Origin of the sequence: Pseudomonas sp. BW16M2 (assembly GCF_014268865.1) — a bacterium.
GTDB lineage: Bacteria > Pseudomonadota > Gammaproteobacteria > Pseudomonadales > Pseudomonadaceae > Aquipseudomonas > Aquipseudomonas peradeniyensis.
In genome coordinates this window covers 24,162-43,150 of the sequence record NZ_JABWRI010000041.1, presented here as the reverse complement: position 1 = coordinate 43,150, position 18,989 = coordinate 24,162, and the positions used below count along the sequence as shown (strand labels likewise).

Below are 18,989 nucleotides of genomic sequence, written 5' to 3'. Positions count from 1 at the left end.
GGTGGGCGTAGCTCAGTTGGTAGAGCGCCGGATTGTGATTCCGGTTGTCGTGGGTTCGATTCCCATCGTCCACCCCAGATTCTGCAGGGGCGCCTTGATTGAATGATCCGGCGCCTTTGTTTTTGAGTTTCATGCGGACGTGGTGAAATTGGTAGACACACTGGATTTAGGTTCCAGCGGCGCAAGCTGTAAGAGTTCGAGTCTCTTCGTCCGCACCATGTTTCTGTAAGGCTGTACCGCAACACTGCTTTATGGTGGGCGTAGCTCAGTTGGTAGAGCGCCGGATTGTGATTCCGGTTGTCGTGGGTTCGATTCCCATCGTCCACCCCATATTTGAAGAAGGCGCCCGGATCGGATGATCGGGCGCCTTTTTCGTTTCTGCCGTACGGCCCTCGTGGCTACTGGTGGCGGAGCGATAAAAGCTGATAGATTTCAGCCGGTTGAAGGGCTGGCCGAGATGCCGGCAGAGGAATAGCGCAGATGATCGCAAAAGAAGCGCGCCAGGCCCTGGCGCTGCAACGTTTCGCCGAGGCCAATCCGCAGCTGCTCGAAGAGGTCCGCGAGTTGGATGCGCGCGAGCAGGCCCAGCAGATCGAGTGGGCGTTCGAGGATGCGGCGCAGGAGCAGGGCGTCGAGCCCTGGGAGTATGCCTTGCAACTGATCGCCGAGTCGCCGGAGCAACTGCAGGCGATGCGCCTGGAGACGCATCGCGAGGTGGCCGAGGCGCTGGGCATGGCCTGGGAAGAATACTGCCAGTTCAACGACCTCGATCCGCAGTAAGGCGGACGATCGTTCTGGCTGTTGTTTGTTTGACAAGGTTTTACAACTGCGCGGGCCACCAGGGCCTGCGCGGCCGTGAATGAAACAGGCTCGACGCCAAGACGGGCGGGCCTTTCAAGGAAATCGACCGGCGCGGCCCGCCGACAATCCGGGTGGGGTGACTTCTGCTTGATGAGTCACTAGAATGTTTGCCCTTGATTCTGGAGTCGGGCTATCGCCGGCTAACGTCTGTGCAACGAGGAATATCCATGCAAGTTTCTGTTGAAAACACTTCCGCTCTCGAGCGCCGCATGACCATCGCCGTTCCGGCCGAGCGCGTCGAGAACGAAGTCAACAAGCGTCTGCAGCAGACTGCCAAGCGCGCCAAGGTTGCCGGCTTCCGTCCGGGCAAGGTGCCGATGAGCGTGATCCGCCAGCGTTTCGAAGCCGATGCTCGCCAAGAGGCCTTCGGTGACCTGGTCCAGGCTTCCTTCTACGAAGCCATCGTCGAGCAGAAACTGAACCCGGCTGGCGCGCCTGCCGTCGAGCCGAAGTCGTTCGAGAAGGGCAAGGACCTCGAGTTCGTCGCCATCTTCGAAGTCTTCCCTGAGTTCACCGTTGGTGGTTTCGAGTCGATCGCCGTCGAGCGCCTGAGCGCCGAAGTGGCTGACGCCGACCTGGACAACATGCTGGAAGTCCTGCGCAAGCAGAACACCCGTTTCGAGGCCGTCGAGCGCGCTGCTGCCAATGACGACCAGGTCAACATCGACTTCGTCGGCAAGATCGACGGTGAAGCCTTCGCCGGTGGTTCGGCCAAGGGCACCCAGCTGGTGCTGGGCTCCGGCCGCATGATCCCGGGCTTCGAAGAAGGCCTGGTCGGCGCCAAGGCCGGTGAAGAGCGCGTAGTCAACGTGACCTTCCCGGAGGACTACCAGAACCTCGACCTGGCCGGCAAGGCCGCCGAGTTCACCATCACCGTCAACAGCGTTTCCGCCCCTGTGCTGCCTGAGCTGAACGAAGCCTTCTTCGCCCAGTTCGGCATCAAGGAATCGACCCTGGAAGGTTTCCGCGCCGAAGTTCGCAAGAACATGGAACGTGAACTGCGCCAGGCCATCAAGGCCAAGGTCAAGAACCAGGTCATGGACGGTCTGCTGGCCGCCAACCCGGTCGACGTGCCGAAAGCCCTGCTGGAAAACGAAGTCAACCGTCTGCGCGTGCAGGCCGTCCAGCAGTTCGGTGGCAACATCAAGCCTGACCAACTGCCGGCCGAACTGTTCGAAGAGCAAGCCAAGCGCCGCGTCGTGCTGGGCCTGATCGTCGCCGAAGTGGTCAAGCAGTTCGACCTGAAGCCGGACGAAGCCAAGGTTCGCGAAGTCATCGAGGAGATGGCCTCGGCCTACCAGGAGCCTGAGCAGGTCATCGCCTGGTACTACAAGAACGACCAGCAACTGAACGAAGTCCGTTCGGTTGTGCTGGAAGAGCAAGTTGTAGATACTGTCCTGCAGAAAGCGACTGTGACCGACAAATCGGTCTCGTACGAAGAAGCCGTCAAACCAGCACAGGCTCCTGCCGCCGCTGAGTAACAGGCTACTCTCGTAGGAAACCCCCACAAGCCAGCCTTCGCGCTGGCTTGTGCGTATTCAAGCCATGACTATTTGGGAGCGAGTGCAGGACATGTCCCGCAATTCTTATATTCAGCAAAGCTCTGACATCCAGGCCGCAGGTGGCCTGGTCCCGATGGTTATCGAGCAGTCCGCCCGTGGCGAACGTGCCTACGACATCTACTCACGCCTCCTCAAGGAGCGCGTGATCTTCCTGGTCGGCCCCGTAGAAGACTACATGGCCAACCTGGTGGTGGCGCAGCTGCTGTTCCTTGAGGCGGAAAACCCGGACAAGGATATCCATCTTTATATCAACTCCCCGGGCGGCTCGGTAACTGCCGGCATGTCGATCTACGACACCATGCAGTTCATCAAGCCGGACGTCTCGACCATCTGCATCGGCCAGGCCTGCAGCATGGGCGCCTTCCTGCTCGCGGCCGGTGCCGCCGGCAAGCGCCACTGCCTGCCCAACTCGCGGGTGATGATTCACCAGCCGCTGGGCGGCTTCCAGGGCCAGGCGACCGACATCGAGATCCACGCCCAGGAAATCCTCAACATCAAGGCGCGCCTGAACGAGCTGCTGGCCCATCACACCGGCCAGGACCTCGAGACCATCAAGCGCGACACCGAGCGCGACAACTTCATGAGCGCCGCGCGCGCGGCCGAGTACGGCCTGATCGACTCGGTCTACGACAAGCGGCAACTGGCATCCTGAAGCAATGCGCCAGAGCGCGCGGGCGCGGATTGCGCCCGTGCGCGGACTTGAAAAAGCCAGCGATTGCCTTCATCTTGTGTTTCAAGCCTACCGGATTGGATCGATCGAATGACTGACACCCGTAACGGCGAGGACAACGGCAAATTGCTCTACTGCTCTTTCTGCGGCAAAAGCCAGCATGAAGTGCGTAAATTGATTGCCGGCCCCTCGGTATTTATCTGCGACGAGTGCGTCGACCTGTGCAATGACATCATCCGTGAGGAGGTGCAGGAAGCCCAGGCCGAGAGCAGCGCGCACAAGTTACCCTCGCCGAAAGAAATCAGCGGCATCCTGGACCAGTACGTCATTGGTCAGGAGCGCGCGAAAAAGGTCCTGGCAGTAGCGGTGTACAACCACTACAAGCGCCTGAACCAGCGTGACAAGAAGGGCGACGAAGTCGAACTGGGCAAAAGCAACATCCTGCTGATCGGGCCGACCGGCTCGGGCAAGACGCTGCTCGCCGAGACGCTCGCGCGCCTGTTGAACGTGCCGTTCACCATTGCCGACGCCACCACCCTGACCGAAGCCGGTTATGTCGGTGAGGACGTCGAGAACATCATTCAGAAACTGCTGCAGAAGTGCGACTACGACGTGGAAAAGGCCCAGATGGGTATTGTCTACATCGACGAGATCGACAAGATCTCGCGCAAGTCGGACAACCCGTCCATCACCCGTGACGTCTCGGGCGAGGGCGTGCAGCAGGCGCTGCTGAAGCTGATCGAAGGCACCGTGGCCTCCGTGCCGCCGCAAGGGGGCCGCAAGCACCCGCAACAGGAGTTCCTGCAGGTCGATACCCGCAATATCCTGTTCATCTGCGGTGGCGCCTTCTCGGGCCTGGAAAAGGTCATCCAGAACCGCTCGACCAAAGGCGGCATCGGCTTCAGTGCCGAAGTGCGCAGCAAGGAAGAGGGCAAGAAGGTCGGCGAGTCGCTGCGCGAAGTCGAGCCGGACGATCTGGTCAAGTTCGGCCTGATTCCGGAGTTCGTCGGCCGCTTGCCGGTGCTGGCGACCCTGGACGAGCTGGACGAGGCTGCGCTGATGCAGATCCTCACCGAGCCGAAGAACGCGCTGACCAAGCAGTACGCCAGGCTGTTCGAGATGGAAGACGTCGACCTCGAGTTCCGCAGCGATGCGCTCAAGGCCGTGGCACGCAAGGCCCTGGAGCGCAAGACCGGCGCCCGTGGCCTGCGTTCGATCCTCGAGGGCGTGCTGCTCGACACCATGTACGAGATTCCTTCTCAGAAGGATGTCAGCAAGGTGGTGATCGACGAAAGCGTCATCGAAGGCTCGTCTCAGCCGCTGCTCATCTACGAGAACAGCGAGCCGCAAGCCAAGGCCGCCCCCGACGCCTGATCGGGCAAGGGGCAGCACGCACGAAGGGGCCTTTTTGGCCCCTTTTTGCATTTCATGGCCTGGGCGCTTGTAATTTGCCAGGCCTGCCCCCACATTAGCCCCAAGCACCATTTCCAACGGTTTCCGGCCACCAAGGCCGCTGTAGAGGCGAAATCATGAAGACCACCCTCGACTTGCCTCTTTTGCCATTGCGCGACGTTGTCGTCTATCCGCACATGGTCATCCCACTGTTCGTGGGGCGTGAGAAGTCCATCGAAGCCCTCGAGGCGGCGATGACGGGCGAGAAGCAGATCCTCCTGCTGGCCCAGAAGAATCCGGCCGACGATGATCCGGGCGAAGACGCCCTGTATCGCGTCGGTACCGTCGCCACCGTGCTGCAACTGCTCAAGCTGCCCGATGGCACCGTCAAGGTGCTGGTCGAGGGTGAGCAGCGCGGCGCCGTGGAGCGTTTCAACGAAGTCGACGGCCATATCCGCGCCGAAGTCAGCCTGATCGACGAAGCCGAGACCGCCGAGCGCGAGTCCGAAGTGTTCGTGCGGACCTTGCTGTCGCAGTTCGAGCAGTACGTGCAACTGGGCAAGAAGGTCCCGGCCGAAGTGCTGTCCTCGCTCAACAGCATCGAGGAACCGGGGCGCCTGGTCGACACCATGGCCGCGCACATGGCGCTGAAGATCGAGCAGAAGCAGGAGATCCTCGAGATCGTCGACCTGCAGGCCCGCGTCGAGCACGTGCTGGCGTTGCTGGACGCCGAGATCGACCTGCTGCAGGTCGAGAAGCGCATCCGTGGCCGGGTCAAGAAGCAGATGGAGCGCAGCCAGCGCGAGTACTACCTGAATGAGCAGATGAAGGCCATTCAGAAGGAGCTCGGCGATGGCGACGAAGGCCACAACGAAGTCGAGGAGCTGAAAAAGCGCATCGACGCCGCCGGCCTGCCGAAAGACGCCCTGGCCAAGGCCCAGGCCGAGCTGAACAAGCTCAAGCAGATGTCGCCGATGTCGGCCGAGGCCACCGTGGTGCGCTCGTACCTCGACTGGCTGGTGCAGGTGCCGTGGAAGGCCCAGAGCAAGGTGCGCCTGGACCTGGCCAAGGCCGAGGAAATCCTCGATGCCGACCACTACGGCCTGGAAGAGGTCAAGGAACGTATCCTCGAGTACCTCGCCGTACAGAAACGCGTGAAGAAGATCCGTGGTCCGGTGCTGTGCCTGGTCGGTCCGCCCGGCGTGGGCAAGACCTCGCTGGCCGAGTCGATCGCCGCCGCCACCAACCGCAAGTTCGTGCGCATGGCTCTGGGCGGCGTGCGTGACGAGGCCGAGATCCGTGGCCACCGTCGTACCTACATCGGTTCGATGCCCGGTCGTCTGATTCAGAAAATGACCAAGGTCGGTGTACGCAATCCGCTGTTCCTGCTTGACGAGATCGACAAGATGGGCAGCGACATGCGCGGCGATCCGGCCTCGGCGTTGCTGGAGGTGCTCGACCCCGAGCAGAACCACAACTTCAACGACCACTACCTGGAGGTCGACTATGACCTCTCGGATGTGATGTTCCTGTGCACCTCGAACTCGATGAACATTCCGCCGGCGCTGCTCGACCGCATGGAAGTCATCCGCCTGCCGGGTTACACCGAGGACGAGAAGATCAACATCGCGGTCAAGTACCTGGTGCCCAAGCAGGTCAAGGCCAACGGCCTGAAGAAGGACGAGCTGGAGGTCGAGGTCTCGGCCATCCGCGACATCATCCGCTACTACACCCGCGAAGCCGGGGTGCGTGGCCTGGAGCGCCAGATCGCCAAGGTCTGCCGCAAGGTGGTCAAGGAGCACACCGGGGCCAAGCAGGTGAAGGTCAAGGTCAGCGGCGAGCAGCTCGAGCAACTGCTGGGCGTGCGCAAGTTCCGCTACGGCCTGGCCGAGCAGCAGGACCAGATCGGCCAGGTCACGGGCCTCGCCTGGACACAGGTGGGCGGCGAACTGCTGACCATCGAGGCCGTGGTGATCCCGGGCAAGGGCCAGCTGATCAAGACCGGCTCGCTCGGCGACGTCATGGTCGAGTCGATCACCGCCGCTCAGACGGTGGTGCGCAGCCGTGCCCAGAGCCTGGGGATCGCCGCAGACTTCCACGAGAAGCGCGACGTTCACATCCATATGCCCGAAGGCGCCACGCCCAAGGACGGCCCGAGCGCCGGTATCGGCATGTGCACCGCGCTGGTGTCGGCCCTGACCCAGATCCCGGTACGCGCCGACGTGGCGATGACCGGTGAGATCACCCTGCGCGGCCAGGTCCTGGCCATCGGTGGCCTCAAGGAAAAACTGCTGGCGGCACACCGGGGCGGGATCAAGACGGTGATCATTCCCGAGGAGAATGTTCGCGATCTGAAGGAGATTCCGGAAAATATCAAACAGGATCTTCAGATCAAACCGGTCAAATGGATTGACGAAGTCCTCCAAATTGCGCTGCAATACGCCCCGGAGCCCTTGCCAGATGTGGCTCCGGAGATTGTCGCGAAAGATGAGAAGCGCGACGGCGATGCTAAGGAAAGAATCAGCACGCATTAGTACGTATTTCGCTGGGGGGCTTTGGTTGACAGCATTTTCGGCCCCTTGCTATAAAACGGCACGCCAGTGTCAACAGGCCACCCAGCGCTCGTTTCATTAAGCTTTTCATTACATACTTAGAAACAAACTCAATAGAGAAATAAGGGGACTTAGAGTGAACAAGTCGGAACTGATTGACGCTATCGCCGCATCTGCTGACATCCCGAAAGCTGTAGCCGGCCGTGCGCTGGACGCAGTCATCGAATCCGTCACCGGCGCCCTGAAGCAAGGTGACGATGTGGTACTGGTTGGTTTCGGTACCTTCTCGGTCAAGGAGCGCGCCGAGCGCACCGGCCGCAACCCGCAAACCGGCAAGGCGATCAAGATCGCTGCCGCCAAGGTTCCAGGTTTCAAGGCTGGCAAGGGCCTGAAAGACGCCGTCAACTAAGTCGTCTTTCAGCCGGCCCGGGCATCGTCAGGGCCGACCGCGTGACGGCGGGTCGCAAACGTTCCCGCTGGCACGCTCGCTTCGAAAAGGCGCATCCACTGGATGCGCCTTTCTTCTATCAGGATTCTACCCACGCTCCGCGGTTGTCGACGCAGTGGTACAGCCGTTTCTGGGGGACGCATGCTGCAGAATATCAGGGACAATTCACAAGGTTGGATTGCCAAGACCATCATCGGCCTTATCGTCGTGTTGATGGCGTTGACCGGTTTCGAGGCCATTTTCCAGGCCGCCAGCCATAGCCAGGACGCCGCCAAGGTGAACGGCCAGACCATCAGCCAGAACGAGCTGAGCCAGGCCGTGGACATGCAGCGCCGCCAGCTGATGCAACAGCTGGGCAAGGATTTCGACCCTGCGCTGCTGGACGAGAAGATGCTGCGCGAAGCCGCGCTCAAGGGGCTGATCGATCGCAAGCTGCTGTTGCAGGGTGCCGAAGACGCCAAGTTCGCTTTTTCCGAGGCCGCGCTGGATCAGCTGATCCTGCAGACGCCTGAATTCCAGGTCGATGGCAAGTTCAGCGCCGAGCGCTTCGACTCGGTCATCCGCCAGATGGGCTACGGCCGCATGCAGTTCCGCGAGATGCTCGCCCAGGAAATGCTGATCGGCCAGCTGCGCACCGGCCTTGCCGGCAGCAGCTTCGTCACCGACAAGCAGGTCGAGGCCTTCGCCCGCCTCGAGAAGCAGACCCGTGATTTCGCTTCGCAGACCTTCAAGGCCGACCCGGCCGCGGTCAAGGTGAGCGATGACGAGGTCAAGGCGCACTATGACCAGCACGCCAAGGAATTCATGACCCCGGATCAGGTGGTCATCGATTACCTCGAGCTGAAGAAGTCGGCCTTCTTCGACCAGGTCAAGGTCGACGACGGCGAGCTCAAGGCCCTGTACGAGAAGGAGATCGCCAACCTGGGCGAGCAGCGCCATGCCGCGCACATCCTGATCGAGGTCAACGACAAGACCGACGATGCCAAGGCCAAGGCGCGCATCGAAGAGATCCAGCAGCGCCTGGACAAGGGTGAGGACTTCGCCAAGCTGGCCAAGGAATTCTCCCAGGACCCGGGTTCGGCCAATACTGGCGGCGACCTCGGCTTTGCTGGCCCTGGCGTGTATGACCCGGCCTTCGAGGACGCGCTGTACAAGCTGAACAAGGACCAGGTGTCCGCACCGGTGCGTACCGAGTTCGGCTACCACCTGATCAAGCTGCTGGGCGTGCAGGCGCCGGACGTGCCGAGCTTCGCCAGCCTGAAGGACAAGCTGACCCACGAGCTGAAGACCCAGCAGGTGGAGCAGCGCTTCGTCGAGGCCACCAAGCAGCTCGAGGACACCGCCTTCGAAGCCTCCGACCTGGCCCAGCCGGCCCAGGACCTGGGTCTGAAGGTGCACACCTCGGCGGCCTTCGGTCGCGAGGGCGGCGAAGGCATCACCGCCAACCGTGCAGTCATCCAGGCCGCGTTCGGCGAGCAGGTGCTGGAAGAGGGCGCCAACAGCAACGCCATCGAGCTGGATCCGGAGACCGTTGTGGTGCTGCGCGTCAAGGAGCACCGCAAGCCTGAGCAACTGCCGCTGGAGGCCGTGGCCAAGAACATCAGCGAGCACCTGGCCAAGGAGAAGGCGATTGCCGAACTCAAGGCCAAGGCTGACAAGCTGATCGCCGGCCTGCGCGAAGGTTCGGCCAAGGCCGAGGGCCAGGGCTGGAAAGTCCACGAAGCGGTCACCCGCGGCCAGGACGGTATCGACCCGGCCGAGCTGCAGGCGGTGTTCCGCCTCGGCAAGCCTGCGGCCAAGGACAAGCCGGTCTATGGCAGCGTGGTCCTGGGCGACGGCAGCCTGGTGGTCCTGCAGCTCAAGGGCGTCAACGAAGGCGCCGCCGCCACCGACGAAGAGAAGGCGCAGATCCGTCGCTACCTCGCTTCGCGTGCCGGCTCGCAGGACTTCGCGGCCTATCGCAAGCTGCTTGAAGGCAGTGCCGACATCACGCGCTACTGAGTAGTGCGCTGATCACGAAACAGGCCGCGTAAGCGGCCTGTTTTGTTTCCGATGATCAAGACCTTCGCATATCCCCTGTGTAGGAGCGGCCTTGTGTCGCGAAAGGGCTGCGTAGCAGCCCCGACAATCTCGTATGATGCCGAAATCCTGGGGGCGCTGCGCACCCCTTTCGCGACACAAGGCCGCTCCTACAAGGACCGCGCACAGCCGCGGGCCTACCGCCGAACCCCCTCATGATTGTCCAGCGTATCCCGTGCAACCTCCCGCCCCAGGGCGATCAGCTCCGGCGCCTTGTAGAACTCGAAGAACCGGCACACGCGCTTGGGCACGTTGATCAGCACGTCCGGCGGGTAGCCGGCGATCTTGTACTGCGCCAGTGACGTCTGCATCACCTCGAAGCTCTGGTTGATCAGGTCGAGCAGGGAAGCGGGGCCGACGTTGTCGACGATGAAGGATCCGGTAGCCGATTTCGGCGCCCCCTCGCTCTGCGGCGCGGCGGCCGGCTGCTGGCCCTCGGGGGCGGCGCTTTCAGCGAGCCACGGATTGGGGCTGGCCAGCCCCTCGGCGGTGATTTCCTGCTCCAGGCGGATCAGTTGCTCGGCCGGCTTGCGGCGAAACGGCAGGCGCGAGCCGAGCGAACTGATCAAGGCATCGAAGCGCATCTTGAACGCCGCCGGGCGCTCGATCACCGGCAGTTGGTACTGCTTCTGGTTGGTGGCGTTGAGGTTGACGGCGATGATCAGGTCGCAATGGCTGGACACCACCGGCACGATCGGCAGCGGGTTGAGAATACCGCCATCGACCAGCGTGCGGTTGCCTTGCACCACCGGGGTGAACAGGCTGGGAATGGCTGCCGAGGCGCGCATGGCCTGGTGCAGGCAGCCCTCCTGGAACCAGATCTCCTGCTGGTTGGTGAGGTCGGTGGCGACCGCCGTGTAGGGGATGCGCAACTGCTCGATGTTGATCTCGCCAACGATCTTGCGGATCTGCCCGAACACCTTGTCGCCACGGATCGCCCCAAGGCGGAAGCTGACATCCACCAGGCGCAGCACGTCGAGGTAGTCCAGGCTCTCGATCCAGCTGCGGTATTCGTCGAGTTTGCCGGCGGCGTAGATACCGCCGATCACCGCGCCCATCGAGCAGCCGGCGATGCAGCCGATCTCATAGCCGCGCCGTTCGATCTCCTCGATCACGCCGATGTGCGCGTACCCCCGGGCACCACCGGAGCCCAGCACCAATGCCACGCGTTTGCCCATGACCTTTTCCCCCGCCGCTGTGCCACCATGGTCCAACAATGCACCCATTACCACCTGTGCTTCAATGTAGTCCGCGCTGGACTACGCTGAGCAGGGCACTTTTCGTTTGCTTTGCCGTCGAACGGCCACCTTTGTTTTTCACCCTCGAGGTATTACCGATGAAAGCCTGGATCACCCTTCCTCTGATTGCCCTGGCCCTGGCCGGCTGCGCGGGCAAGACGGCCTATCGCGACAGTTGCGCGACCCAGCTCGATGCCGCCTGGAAGGAACTGGACCTGGCCAAGGCCGAAGGCTTTGCCGGCACCGTGAGTTACTCCAAGGCGCTGTCGCTGTTGACCGGCGCCAAGACCCAGCAGCAGTTCGAGGGCTTCGAGGGTTGTACCCGCAAGGCCGAGAAGGCCCGTTTCTACATTCGTGAATCCCGCGCCGGGCGTTGACCGAGGAGCTGCCCATGTCCGCCATGCTCGATCATGTGGTCGGCCAGATCCTGACGCTGCAGGTGCGTCTGCTGGCCTGCCGCGAACGCCTGGCCGCCGACACCGACCGCGAGGCGTTGCACGACCTGCGCATCACCTTGCGGCGTCTGCGCAGCCTGCTGCGACCGTTGCGTGGCTTGCCAGGCGTCGAACAGCTCGAGCAGGCGGCCGGGGCGCTGGGCACGCTGACCACGCCGCTGCGTGACCGCGAGGTGCTGGCGGCGCAGCTGGTCGGCCGTGGACACGTGCAGGCAGGCGAGCGACGCCAGGAGGGCAGGGCGCGCACCTATGCCGGTGTCGCGGCCAGCGCCCAGCTAAACCGCGTGCTGGCGATTCTCGATGCGTTTCCGATGTTCCTGCGTGCCGCCGGCCGTGAAGGGTTGGCGGCGAAGCTGGGGCAGCGCATCGACAGGCGCCTGCACAAGCAATGGCGCGGGCTGCAGGCAGCCCTGGCGGACCCTGCCCACGACCGCCACCGCCTGCGCCTGCTGATCAAGCGGGTGCGCTATGGCGACCAGGCCTACCCACAGCTCGAACACGCCGGCAACAAGCTGCAGCGTCTGCTCAAGGCGGCCCAGGGCGACCTGGGCGACTGGCACGACCGCGTGCAGTGGTTGCTCCAGGTGCGCGAGCACAGCGACCTGCTCGGCTGCAAGGTGGCCTGGGAGCATGAGCTGCATGCCGCCGAGGCGCGTTCCGACCTCACCCTCGAAGCGCTGCAAAAGGCTCTGGCGCGCCGTTAGTCCCGGCAAATGACCGATATGCGGGCTGTGGCTGGCGTGATCGCTGGTTACTATCGGTTCTTTTCCCGCAGGAGCCCTGGCACATGAACTTCACAGAATTGCTGACAGCCGCCCGCGCGCACCCTGAGGCCATCAGCGTGCCCGCCGGCTGGGCCCAGGGGCGCGCGGTATTCGGCGGCCTGATGGCAGCGATGGTGCACGAAGCGATGCGCCAGAAGCTGGGCGACGACCGCCCGGTGCGTTCGCTGGCCATCACCTTCGTCGGTCCGGCGGCGCCGGATGTGCCGATCAGCCTGGAGGTCGAGGTGCTGCGCGAGGGCAAGGCGGTCAGCACCTTGCTGGGGCGCGCCGTGCAGGATGGCCAGGTGGTGACCCTGGTGCAGGGCAGTTTCGGTGCCGGCCGCCCTTCGGTGGTGGCGGTCGATGCGCCCGCCGCGATGCCGATGAAGCCGCTGCAGGAGGCGGCGCCGGAGTTGCCCTTCATCAAGGGCATTACACCGCAGTTCATGCAGCACGTGGCGTTTCGCTGGGCGGTGGGCGGCCTGCCGTTCAGTGGCAACGACTCGCGCCATATGGGGGGTTGGGTACGCCTGCGCGATGTCGCCGAGGAGCCGGTCGGGGTGGCGCACCTGCTGGCGTTGGTCGATGCCTGGCCGCCCAGCCTGCTGCCGTACCTCAAGCAGCCCGCTGCCGGCAGCACGCTGACCTGGACCATCGAGTTCGTGCAGCCCACGCCGCAGCTGTCGACCCTCGACTGGTGCCGCTATGTGGTCGAGACAGAGTATGCCCGTGATGGCTATGGTCATGCGGCCGCCGCATTGTGGACGGCTGAAGGGGAGCTGCTGGCGTTGAGCCGGCAGACGGTGACCGTGTTCGCCTGAACCATCTTCTTCAAGTCGATCGCGGGGCAAGCCCGCTCCCGCGCCGGGTGATGTTTTCAGTCAGTGGCGGTGCTTGTGACGCTCGCGCCAAGCTCGCCACCAGGCGCCGCTCAGTACGAAGCGCGGGAAGGTGATGAACTGCTCGGTGAGCAGGCGCTGCACGGCGTCCTTGCGGTCGGTGAACGGCTCGGGTTGCTCGGCTTCCAGGCGGTGCCCCTGGCGTTGCAGGCCCAGCCCGGCCGCCAGGGCGATGATGCCCACGGCGATCTGCGACAGGTCCAGCGCGAACAACCCCGACAGCACCAGCAGCGCGCCGAGGATGAACAGCGGCACGGCGATCAGGTGCAGCACCAGGTTGGCGGGGTGCCGATGGTTATGATGGTAGCCGCGCCATTGCCAGGCGGGCAGGTTGGGCAGTCGTTTGCTCATGGACAGATCCTCGGGGGCCTGTCCAAAGCTTAGTGCGGCCCCCGGGCGGGGGCCAATCGAGGCTGGCTATGGTGATCATAGCCGGTGCGGGTCACAGCTTGAGTTGGCCGATCGCCTTGTTCAGCTCGCCGGCGAGGGTCGCCAGTTCGCTGCTGGTGGTGGCCGAGCCCACGGTCTGCTGCACGGTTTCCTCGGTCACGTCGCGGATACTGACCACGGCGCGGTTCATCTCTTCGGCCACCTGGCTCTGCTGCTCGGCAGCGACGGCGATCTGGGTGTTGCTTTCGCGCATCTGCGCCACGGCGCTGGTGATCTCGGCCAGGGCCTCGCCGGCCTCGCGGGCCTGCTTGACGCAATCGTCGGCCTTGTACGAGCTTTCCTGCATGAAATCCACCGCATCGCGAGTGCCGGCCTGCAGGTCGGCGACCATGGTGGTGATCTCGTCGGTGGAGGTCTGCACGCGCTTGGCCAGGTTGCGCACCTCGTCGGCGACCACGGCGAAACCGCGGCCCAGGTCACCGGCGCGGGCCGCCTCGATGGCGGCGTTGAGGGCGAGCAGGTTGGTCTGTTCGGCGATGCTGTGGATGACCCCGACCACGCCGTTGATCTTCTGGCTGTCGTCGGCCAGCTGGCGGATCATCTCGGCGGTCTGCTGCACGCCGCTGGAGAGCCCGGCAATCGAGTCCTGCACCCGGCTGACCACGGCCTGGCCGCTGCCGGCCAGGGTGTCGGCGGTCTGCGACAGGTCGCGGGTGGCACCGGCATGCTGGGCGATGTGGTGGACGGTGGCGGTCATCTCGTTGATCGCGGTGGCGGCCTGGTCGGTCTCGCTCTGCTGGCCGATCATGCCGTGGCGCACCTCGTCCATGCTGCCGGCCAGGCGCGCAGCGCCCGAGTCCAGCTGCGCGGCGGTGCGCGCCACGGTGCTGACCACGCGGTGGTAGGTGGTCTGCATGGCGTTGAACGCGCCGGCCATCTGCCCGACTTCGTCACCGCAGGCCAGTGGCACCCGGGCCGAGAGGTCGCCGGTCTTCTCCACGTGCAGCATCACGTCCTTGAGGGTATTGAGCTGGCTGAGCAGGAAGCGGATCAACAGCTGCGAGGCGCAGAGCATCGCCAGCATCAGGATCAGCACGCACACGGCGTAGTTGCTGAAGCGGTCGAAATAGACCTGGCGCAGGCTCGGCGACTGGGCGATCAGCGCGAGCTGCTGGTCGCCCCGGCGCAGTACCTGAGCGCCGCGCAGCGGGTTGTCGCCGAGGATCCAGGCACCGGGCAGCTCGACCCAGCCCTGGCCGTCGCGCAGGGCTTCGAGGGGTTCGCCGGCGAATTGCGGCGTTTGGCCATTGCGCCAGGTGATCAGGTTGGCCTGGGCGGGCAGGGCCTGCCCGGCGGGCCAGGCCGCCAGCAGTTCGGCCTGGGCCTGGACTTGTGCCTGGGCGCCGGTGGCGCGGGCCTGCTGCTCCAGGTATACCGCGTAGAGCACCAGCATCAGGGTGGTGACGAAGGCCACGGCATTGACGGCCCAGAACTTGTATTTGAGGGAAACGTTGCTAAGCCAGGCACCCATGGTAGGTCTTCTCTGAGTTGGCGGAAACATTATTGGCAAGGTGCCATCATTGTGCCCGCCAAGGCCAGGGGCCTTGTTGATATGCGTCAAGAAACCTCAGGCAGGCCAAAGAACGCGCGGGCGCAGGCGCTGGTGTGGGCGGCGGTGTGCGCTGCGGATTCATTGCGGTGTAACGCCACTTCGCGCAGCACCTCGGGCAGGAAGGCCGGCTCGTTGCGGCCGTTCTTCGGCTTGGGCCGCAGGCTGCGGGGCAGCAGGTAGGGCGCGTCGCTTTCGAGCATCAGGCGGCCCTCGGGGATGTTGCCAACCAATGGATGCAGGTGGGTGCCGCGGCGCTCGTCGCAGATCCAGCCAGTGATGCCGATGTGCAGGTCCAGGTCGAGGTAGGCGAACAGTGCCTGGCGCTCGCCGGTGAAGCAGTGCACCACGGCGGCGGGCAACTGGTCGCGGTAGTCCTTGAGGATTGCCAGCAGGCGCTCGCTGGCCTCACGCTCGTGGAGGAACACCGGCAGGCGCAGCTCGACCGCCAGCGCCAGCTGCGCTTCCAGGGCCTTTTCCTGGGCTGGGCGCGGGGAAAAGTCGCGATTGAAGTCCAGGCCGCATTCGCCCACGGCCACCACCCGTGGCTGGGCGAGCAGTTCGCGCAGCTGGCGTTCGCTGCCGCTGTTCCAGTGGCTGGCGTCGTGAGGGTGCACGCCGGCGGTGCTGAACAGGCGCTGGCCGGGCTCGTCCAGGCGCTGGCACAGCTCCAGGGCCTCGGCGCTGACGTCCAGGCTGGTGCCGGTGAGGACCATCTGCGCCACGCCGGCTTCCACGGCGCGCTCGACGATGGCGGCCTGCTGGTCGTGGAAACTGCTGTTGGTCAGGTTGACGCCGATATCGATCAGTTGCATGGTGCTACCTCGTGCCGCGGGGCGGCCAGCATAGCAAAAACCGGGATATCGAGAAAAAACCAAGAACTTCAAACGTTTGCCGTGGTCTGTTGCGGTCATTTATCACGGATCGATCACAGCACATGGTGCCCGCCAACCGCTCTCGGACCCTTATCCCCATGTTGCGTACCTTTTTCACTTGCCTGTTGCTGTCCGGGCTGCTGGCCGGCGGGCCTGCCGCTGCCGCTGATGCCGGGCCGCAGCAACATGTACCGGCCAGCCAGGCGCGCGACCTGGCGCAGATCCGCTCGAGCAAGGTGCTGCGGGTGCTGGTCAACCAGAGCCGCAACAGCTCCGGCGAGGTCAAGGGCGAGCCGGTGGGCGTCGAGTACTACCGTTTGCGCGCCCTGGAGCACGCCCTCAATGCCCGGGTCGCCGACGGCCAGGAAATCACCCTGAAGATCATCCCCCGTGCCAAGGAGCAACTGCTCGCGGCCTTGCAGCGCGGCGAGGGCGATCTCGCCGCCCCCGGCGAACTGCTCGATCCGAGCGTGGTGCGCGGTGTCGGCGCCAGTGCCCCGGTGGTCGACCAGGTGCCGCTGCAACTGGTCGGGCGCAAGGGCGAGCGCGGCTACAACCGCCCCGAGCAGCTGTCCGGGCGCACCGTCGCGCTGACCACCGCCAGTGCCGCGGGCGCAGCGATCCAGGCGATCAACCAGCAGCTGGCCTTGCGCAAGCGGGCGCCGATCAAGGTGGAATGGGTCGACCCGACGCTGGCGGTGGAGGATGTGCTGGAGATGGTCCAGGCCGGCATCTACCCGCTGACCGTGGTGGAGCGGCCGATCGCCCAACGCTGGGCGCGGGTGATGCCGCGCCTGCGGGTGGACAGCAAGCTGCAGCTGGCCCCGCCCCAGGCCATGCGCTGGTATGTGCGCCAGGACGCGCCGATGCTGCAGGCAGCGGTGGATCGCTTCCTCGCCACCTACCGCGCGCCGGACAACCAGGACGCGGCCTTCGAGCGCATCTACCGGCGCCAGTACCGGGTGCACAACCCGCTGGCCCGCCAGGATCGCCAGCGCCTGGAGTCGGTGCGCCCGGTGCTGCAGAAGCACGGTGGCGACCAACAGTTCGACTGGCTCAACCTGGCCGCCCTGGCGTTCAAGGAGTCGACCCTCGATCCCAAGGCGCGTGGTACCGGTGGCGCTCACGGGCTGATGCAGATCACCCCGTCGGCGGCCCAGCGGGTGGGGGTGAGCAACACCGCCACGGTGGACGGCAATGTCCAGGCCAGCGCCCGCTACCTGGCGCTGATCCGCCGCAAGTTCTTCGCCAGCCCGCAGCTCAACGAGCGTGAGCGCATGGCCTTCATCCTGGCCGCCTACAACCTCGGCCCGGAGCGGGTCCAGGCCATGCGTGCCGAGGCCCGGCGGCGTGGGCTCAATGGCAACCAGTGGTTCTTCCAGACCGAGCGCATCGCCATGGAGCAGGTGGGCATGGGGCCGGTGAACTTCGTCAACAGCGTCAACAAGTACTTCCTCGCGTTCAACCGTGAGCGGGCTTCCCTGGAGCGTGTGGCGAAGCGCTAGATAAATCTAATTATTCGATAGAATCTACGTGATTATTGCGATTTTCTTATTCGGTGATTTGATTAAGATAGCGCTCATCCAACACACACCTGCTCAAACAAGGAAGCAAACATGAACAACTCCCTCAAAGCCCTGTTCACCACCCGCGCCGGTTATGGCCTGAGCGTCGTGCGTATCCTGGTCGGCGTCATCTTCATGGCCCACGGCGCGCAGAAACTGTTCGGCCTGTTCGGTGGCTACGGCCTGGAAGGCACCGGCCAGTGGATGGAAAGCATCGGCCTGGCCCCGGGCTACCTGATGGCCCTGCTGTCCGGCAGCGCCGAGTTCTTCGGCGGCCTGGCCCTGGTGGTCGGCCTGCTGGCCCGCCCGGCGGCGCTGGCGCTGAGCGTGACCCTGGTGGTGGCGATATTCTCGGTGCATATCGGCAACGGGCTGTTCATGTCCAACAACGGTTACGAGTTCGCCCTGGCGCTGATGGCCGGTACCGTGGCGGTGCTGATCGAGGGCGCGGGCCGCCTGTCGCTGGACCGCCTGATCGCACGCTGATCATCGATCGCGGGTCCAGCCCGCTCCCACGAAACGTGTGGGAGCGGGCTGGACCCGCGATTGCGCTTGCACAAGCGCTTGTAACTTCATGCGTCAGCCTCTAGCATACCGATTGCGCCGATTTAAACAGCTACTTGCGGGGCGCAGGAGAGGCCCCGACGGGTCATCCGAAATACCGCTAAAGCGCTGGTTCGGTGACGCCTCCCACCGCTGCCCAGCGGGAACAGCGAGGCGGAGAGAGACTCCATGAGTTGCCCACGTACCAGTGTCTGCTTGACCCCCCTGGCCAAGAACCAGGCTTCCCGTACCCCGCGCATCCTGCTCGGCGGCCAGCATCAACCCACGCTTTTGCGCAATCTCGACGGCTTTTCCCGGCGCAAGGGCCAGGCCTGTGCCTTCCTTATCCAGTTCTCCGACAGCTGTGAACAGCTCGACCAGTATGGCAATGATCGCTTCGATCTGGCCGTGATCCAGGCGCCTGCGGCAGAAGAGGCCGCCGAGGTCATCGGCCAGCTCACCCGCATCGCTCGCCAGGGCCTGATCACCCGCCGTTGAGGGCGTGTCGCGTCCAGTCGTTTTTCGTTAAGCTCGGTCTCCCGGTAGGCGCATGGCGCTGGCCGTGGATGTACTGAGGAGACAGTCGTTGAGCACCAACATCATCACCGTAGAAGGCCATGCAGCGCTGAAGCAGGAGCTTGATCACCTGTGGCGGGTCTATCGCCCGGAAATCACCCAGAAGGTCACCTGGGCGGCCTCGCTGGGCGATCGCAGCGAGAACGCCGACTACCAGTACAACAAGAAGCTGCTGCGCGAGATCGACCGCCGCGTGCGCTACCTGCGCAAGCGCCTGGAAGACGTCAAGGTGGTCGAGTACTCGCCCCAGCAGGAAGGCAAGGTGTTCTTCGGTGCCTGGGTGGAGATCGAGAACGATGACGGCGAGCAGCTGCGCTTTCGCATCGTCGGTTATGACGAGATCCACGGGCGCAACGACTACATCTCCATCGACTCGCCCATGGCCCGGGCCCTGCTCAAGAAGGGGGAGGGCGACGAAGTGCTGGTGCACACGCCCACGGGCGAGGCGACCTGGTATGTGAACAGCATCCGCTATGAGACTGGGTCTTAGGTGTCCTGAAATGCCAAGGCC

General features: G+C 64.1%; 18 protein-coding genes and 3 tRNA genes. 17 read left to right on the top strand and 4 right to left on the bottom strand.

From position 1 onward, the window contains the following. The first annotated feature begins 1 nt into the window (after window position 1). From HU735_RS25030 to HU735_RS24985, 10 genes are all read left to right on the top strand, one after another. A tRNA-His gene (locus tag HU735_RS25030) sits at window positions 2-77 on the top strand. Between the two features lie 56 nt (window positions 78-133). Beyond that, window positions 134-218 (top strand) — tRNA-Leu (locus tag HU735_RS25025). Window positions 219-254: 36 nt separating this feature from the next. Continuing rightward, window positions 255-330: transfer RNA gene (locus HU735_RS25020), tRNA-His, on the top strand. Window positions 331-480: 150 nt separating this feature from the next. After that, on the top strand, window positions 481-780 hold the full coding sequence (locus HU735_RS25015; protein ID WP_186716084.1) for a DUF6388 family protein: 300 nt from the start codon (window positions 481-483) through the stop codon (window positions 778-780). A gap of 248 nt (window positions 781-1,028) precedes the next feature. Further along, entirely contained in the window at window positions 1,029-2,342 is a 1,314-nt protein-coding gene (tig, locus tag HU735_RS25010; protein WP_186716082.1) for a trigger factor, read from the top strand. 91 nt (window positions 2,343-2,433) lie between these two features. Then, a complete protein-coding gene (clpP, locus tag HU735_RS25005; RefSeq protein WP_043213484.1) occupies window positions 2,434-3,075 on the top strand; it encodes an ATP-dependent Clp endopeptidase proteolytic subunit ClpP in 642 nt (213 codons plus the stop codon). 108 nt (window positions 3,076-3,183) lie between these two features. Next, a complete protein-coding gene (clpX, locus tag HU735_RS25000; RefSeq protein ID WP_186716080.1) occupies window positions 3,184-4,467 on the top strand; it encodes an ATP-dependent Clp protease ATP-binding subunit ClpX in 1,284 nt (427 codons plus the stop codon). 155 nt (window positions 4,468-4,622) lie between these two features. Next, the gene (lon, locus tag HU735_RS24995; protein WP_050705050.1) at window positions 4,623-7,019 is read left to right on the top strand and encodes an endopeptidase La; all 2,397 of its coding nucleotides are present in this window, start codon (window positions 4,623-4,625) and stop codon (window positions 7,017-7,019) included. A gap of 154 nt (window positions 7,020-7,173) precedes the next feature. Beyond that, on the top strand, window positions 7,174-7,446 hold the full coding sequence (hupB, locus tag HU735_RS24990; protein ID WP_011533117.1) for a nucleoid-associated protein HU-beta: 273 nt from the start codon (window positions 7,174-7,176) through the stop codon (window positions 7,444-7,446). Window positions 7,447-7,626: 180 nt separating this feature from the next. Next, window positions 7,627-9,486 carry a SurA N-terminal domain-containing protein gene (locus HU735_RS24985; RefSeq protein WP_186716079.1) on the top strand — a complete coding sequence of 620 codons (1,860 nt, stop codon included), beginning with the start codon at window positions 7,627-7,629 and terminating at the stop codon, window positions 9,484-9,486. 215 nt (window positions 9,487-9,701) lie between these two features. On the opposite strand, the gene HU735_RS24980 is transcribed toward HU735_RS24985, so the two are convergent. Continuing rightward, window positions 9,702-10,742 carry a patatin-like phospholipase family protein gene (locus HU735_RS24980; RefSeq protein WP_050705052.1) on the bottom strand — a complete coding sequence of 347 codons (1,041 nt, stop codon included), beginning with the start codon at window positions 10,740-10,742 and terminating at the stop codon, window positions 9,702-9,704. A 158-nt stretch (window positions 10,743-10,900) separates the two neighbouring features. Between HU735_RS24980 and HU735_RS24975 the strand changes: the two genes are divergently transcribed. The 3 genes from HU735_RS24975 (at window position 10,901) to HU735_RS24965 (ending at window position 12,842) form a co-directional block, all read left to right on the top strand. Beyond that, the gene (locus tag HU735_RS24975; protein ID WP_046854892.1) at window positions 10,901-11,179 is read left to right on the top strand and encodes a hypothetical protein; all 279 of its coding nucleotides are present in this window, start codon (window positions 10,901-10,903) and stop codon (window positions 11,177-11,179) included. A 14-nt stretch (window positions 11,180-11,193) separates the two neighbouring features. Next, window positions 11,194-11,961 (top strand): CHAD domain-containing protein, encoded by a 768-nt coding sequence (locus HU735_RS24970; protein ID WP_186716078.1) that lies wholly within the window; start codon window positions 11,194-11,196, stop codon window positions 11,959-11,961. Window positions 11,962-12,044: 83 nt separating this feature from the next. Continuing rightward, window positions 12,045-12,842, top strand: a complete 798-nt coding sequence (locus HU735_RS24965; protein WP_186716077.1) for a thioesterase family protein — start codon at window positions 12,045-12,047, stop codon at window positions 12,840-12,842. Window positions 12,843-12,902: 60 nt separating this feature from the next. On the opposite strand, the gene HU735_RS24960 is transcribed toward HU735_RS24965, so the two are convergent. The 3 genes from HU735_RS24960 to HU735_RS24950 form a co-directional block, all read right to left on the bottom strand. Beyond that, complete coding sequence (locus HU735_RS24960; protein WP_050705055.1) at window positions 12,903-13,271, bottom strand: Mpo1-like protein; 369 nt, start codon at window positions 13,269-13,271, stop codon at window positions 12,903-12,905. Between the two features lie 91 nt (window positions 13,272-13,362). Beyond that, complete coding sequence (locus tag HU735_RS24955; protein WP_186716076.1) at window positions 13,363-14,841, bottom strand: methyl-accepting chemotaxis protein; 1,479 nt, start codon at window positions 14,839-14,841, stop codon at window positions 13,363-13,365. A gap of 86 nt (window positions 14,842-14,927) precedes the next feature. Continuing rightward, a complete protein-coding gene (locus HU735_RS24950) occupies window positions 14,928-15,734 on the bottom strand; it encodes a TatD family hydrolase (protein ID WP_186716075.1) in 807 nt (268 codons plus the stop codon). Window positions 15,735-15,892: 158 nt separating this feature from the next. Between HU735_RS24950 and HU735_RS24945 the strand changes: the two genes are divergently transcribed. From HU735_RS24945 to greB, 4 genes are all read left to right on the top strand, one after another. After that, window positions 15,893-17,299 carry a transglycosylase SLT domain-containing protein gene (locus HU735_RS24945; RefSeq protein WP_186716074.1) on the top strand — a complete coding sequence of 469 codons (1,407 nt, stop codon included), beginning with the start codon at window positions 15,893-15,895 and terminating at the stop codon, window positions 17,297-17,299. 111 nt (window positions 17,300-17,410) lie between these two features. Next, entirely contained in the window at window positions 17,411-17,845 is a 435-nt protein-coding gene (locus HU735_RS24940) for a DoxX family protein (RefSeq protein WP_028692624.1), read from the top strand. 246 nt (window positions 17,846-18,091) lie between these two features. Further along, window positions 18,092-18,400: a hypothetical protein gene (locus HU735_RS24935; RefSeq protein WP_050705060.1), complete on the top strand. Its 309-nt coding sequence runs from the start codon at window positions 18,092-18,094 to the stop codon at window positions 18,398-18,400. A gap of 88 nt (window positions 18,401-18,488) precedes the next feature. After that, window positions 18,489-18,968, top strand: a complete 480-nt coding sequence (gene greB / locus HU735_RS24930; protein ID WP_186716066.1) for a transcription elongation factor GreB — start codon at window positions 18,489-18,491, stop codon at window positions 18,966-18,968. Window positions 18,969-18,989 lie beyond the last annotated feature (21 nt).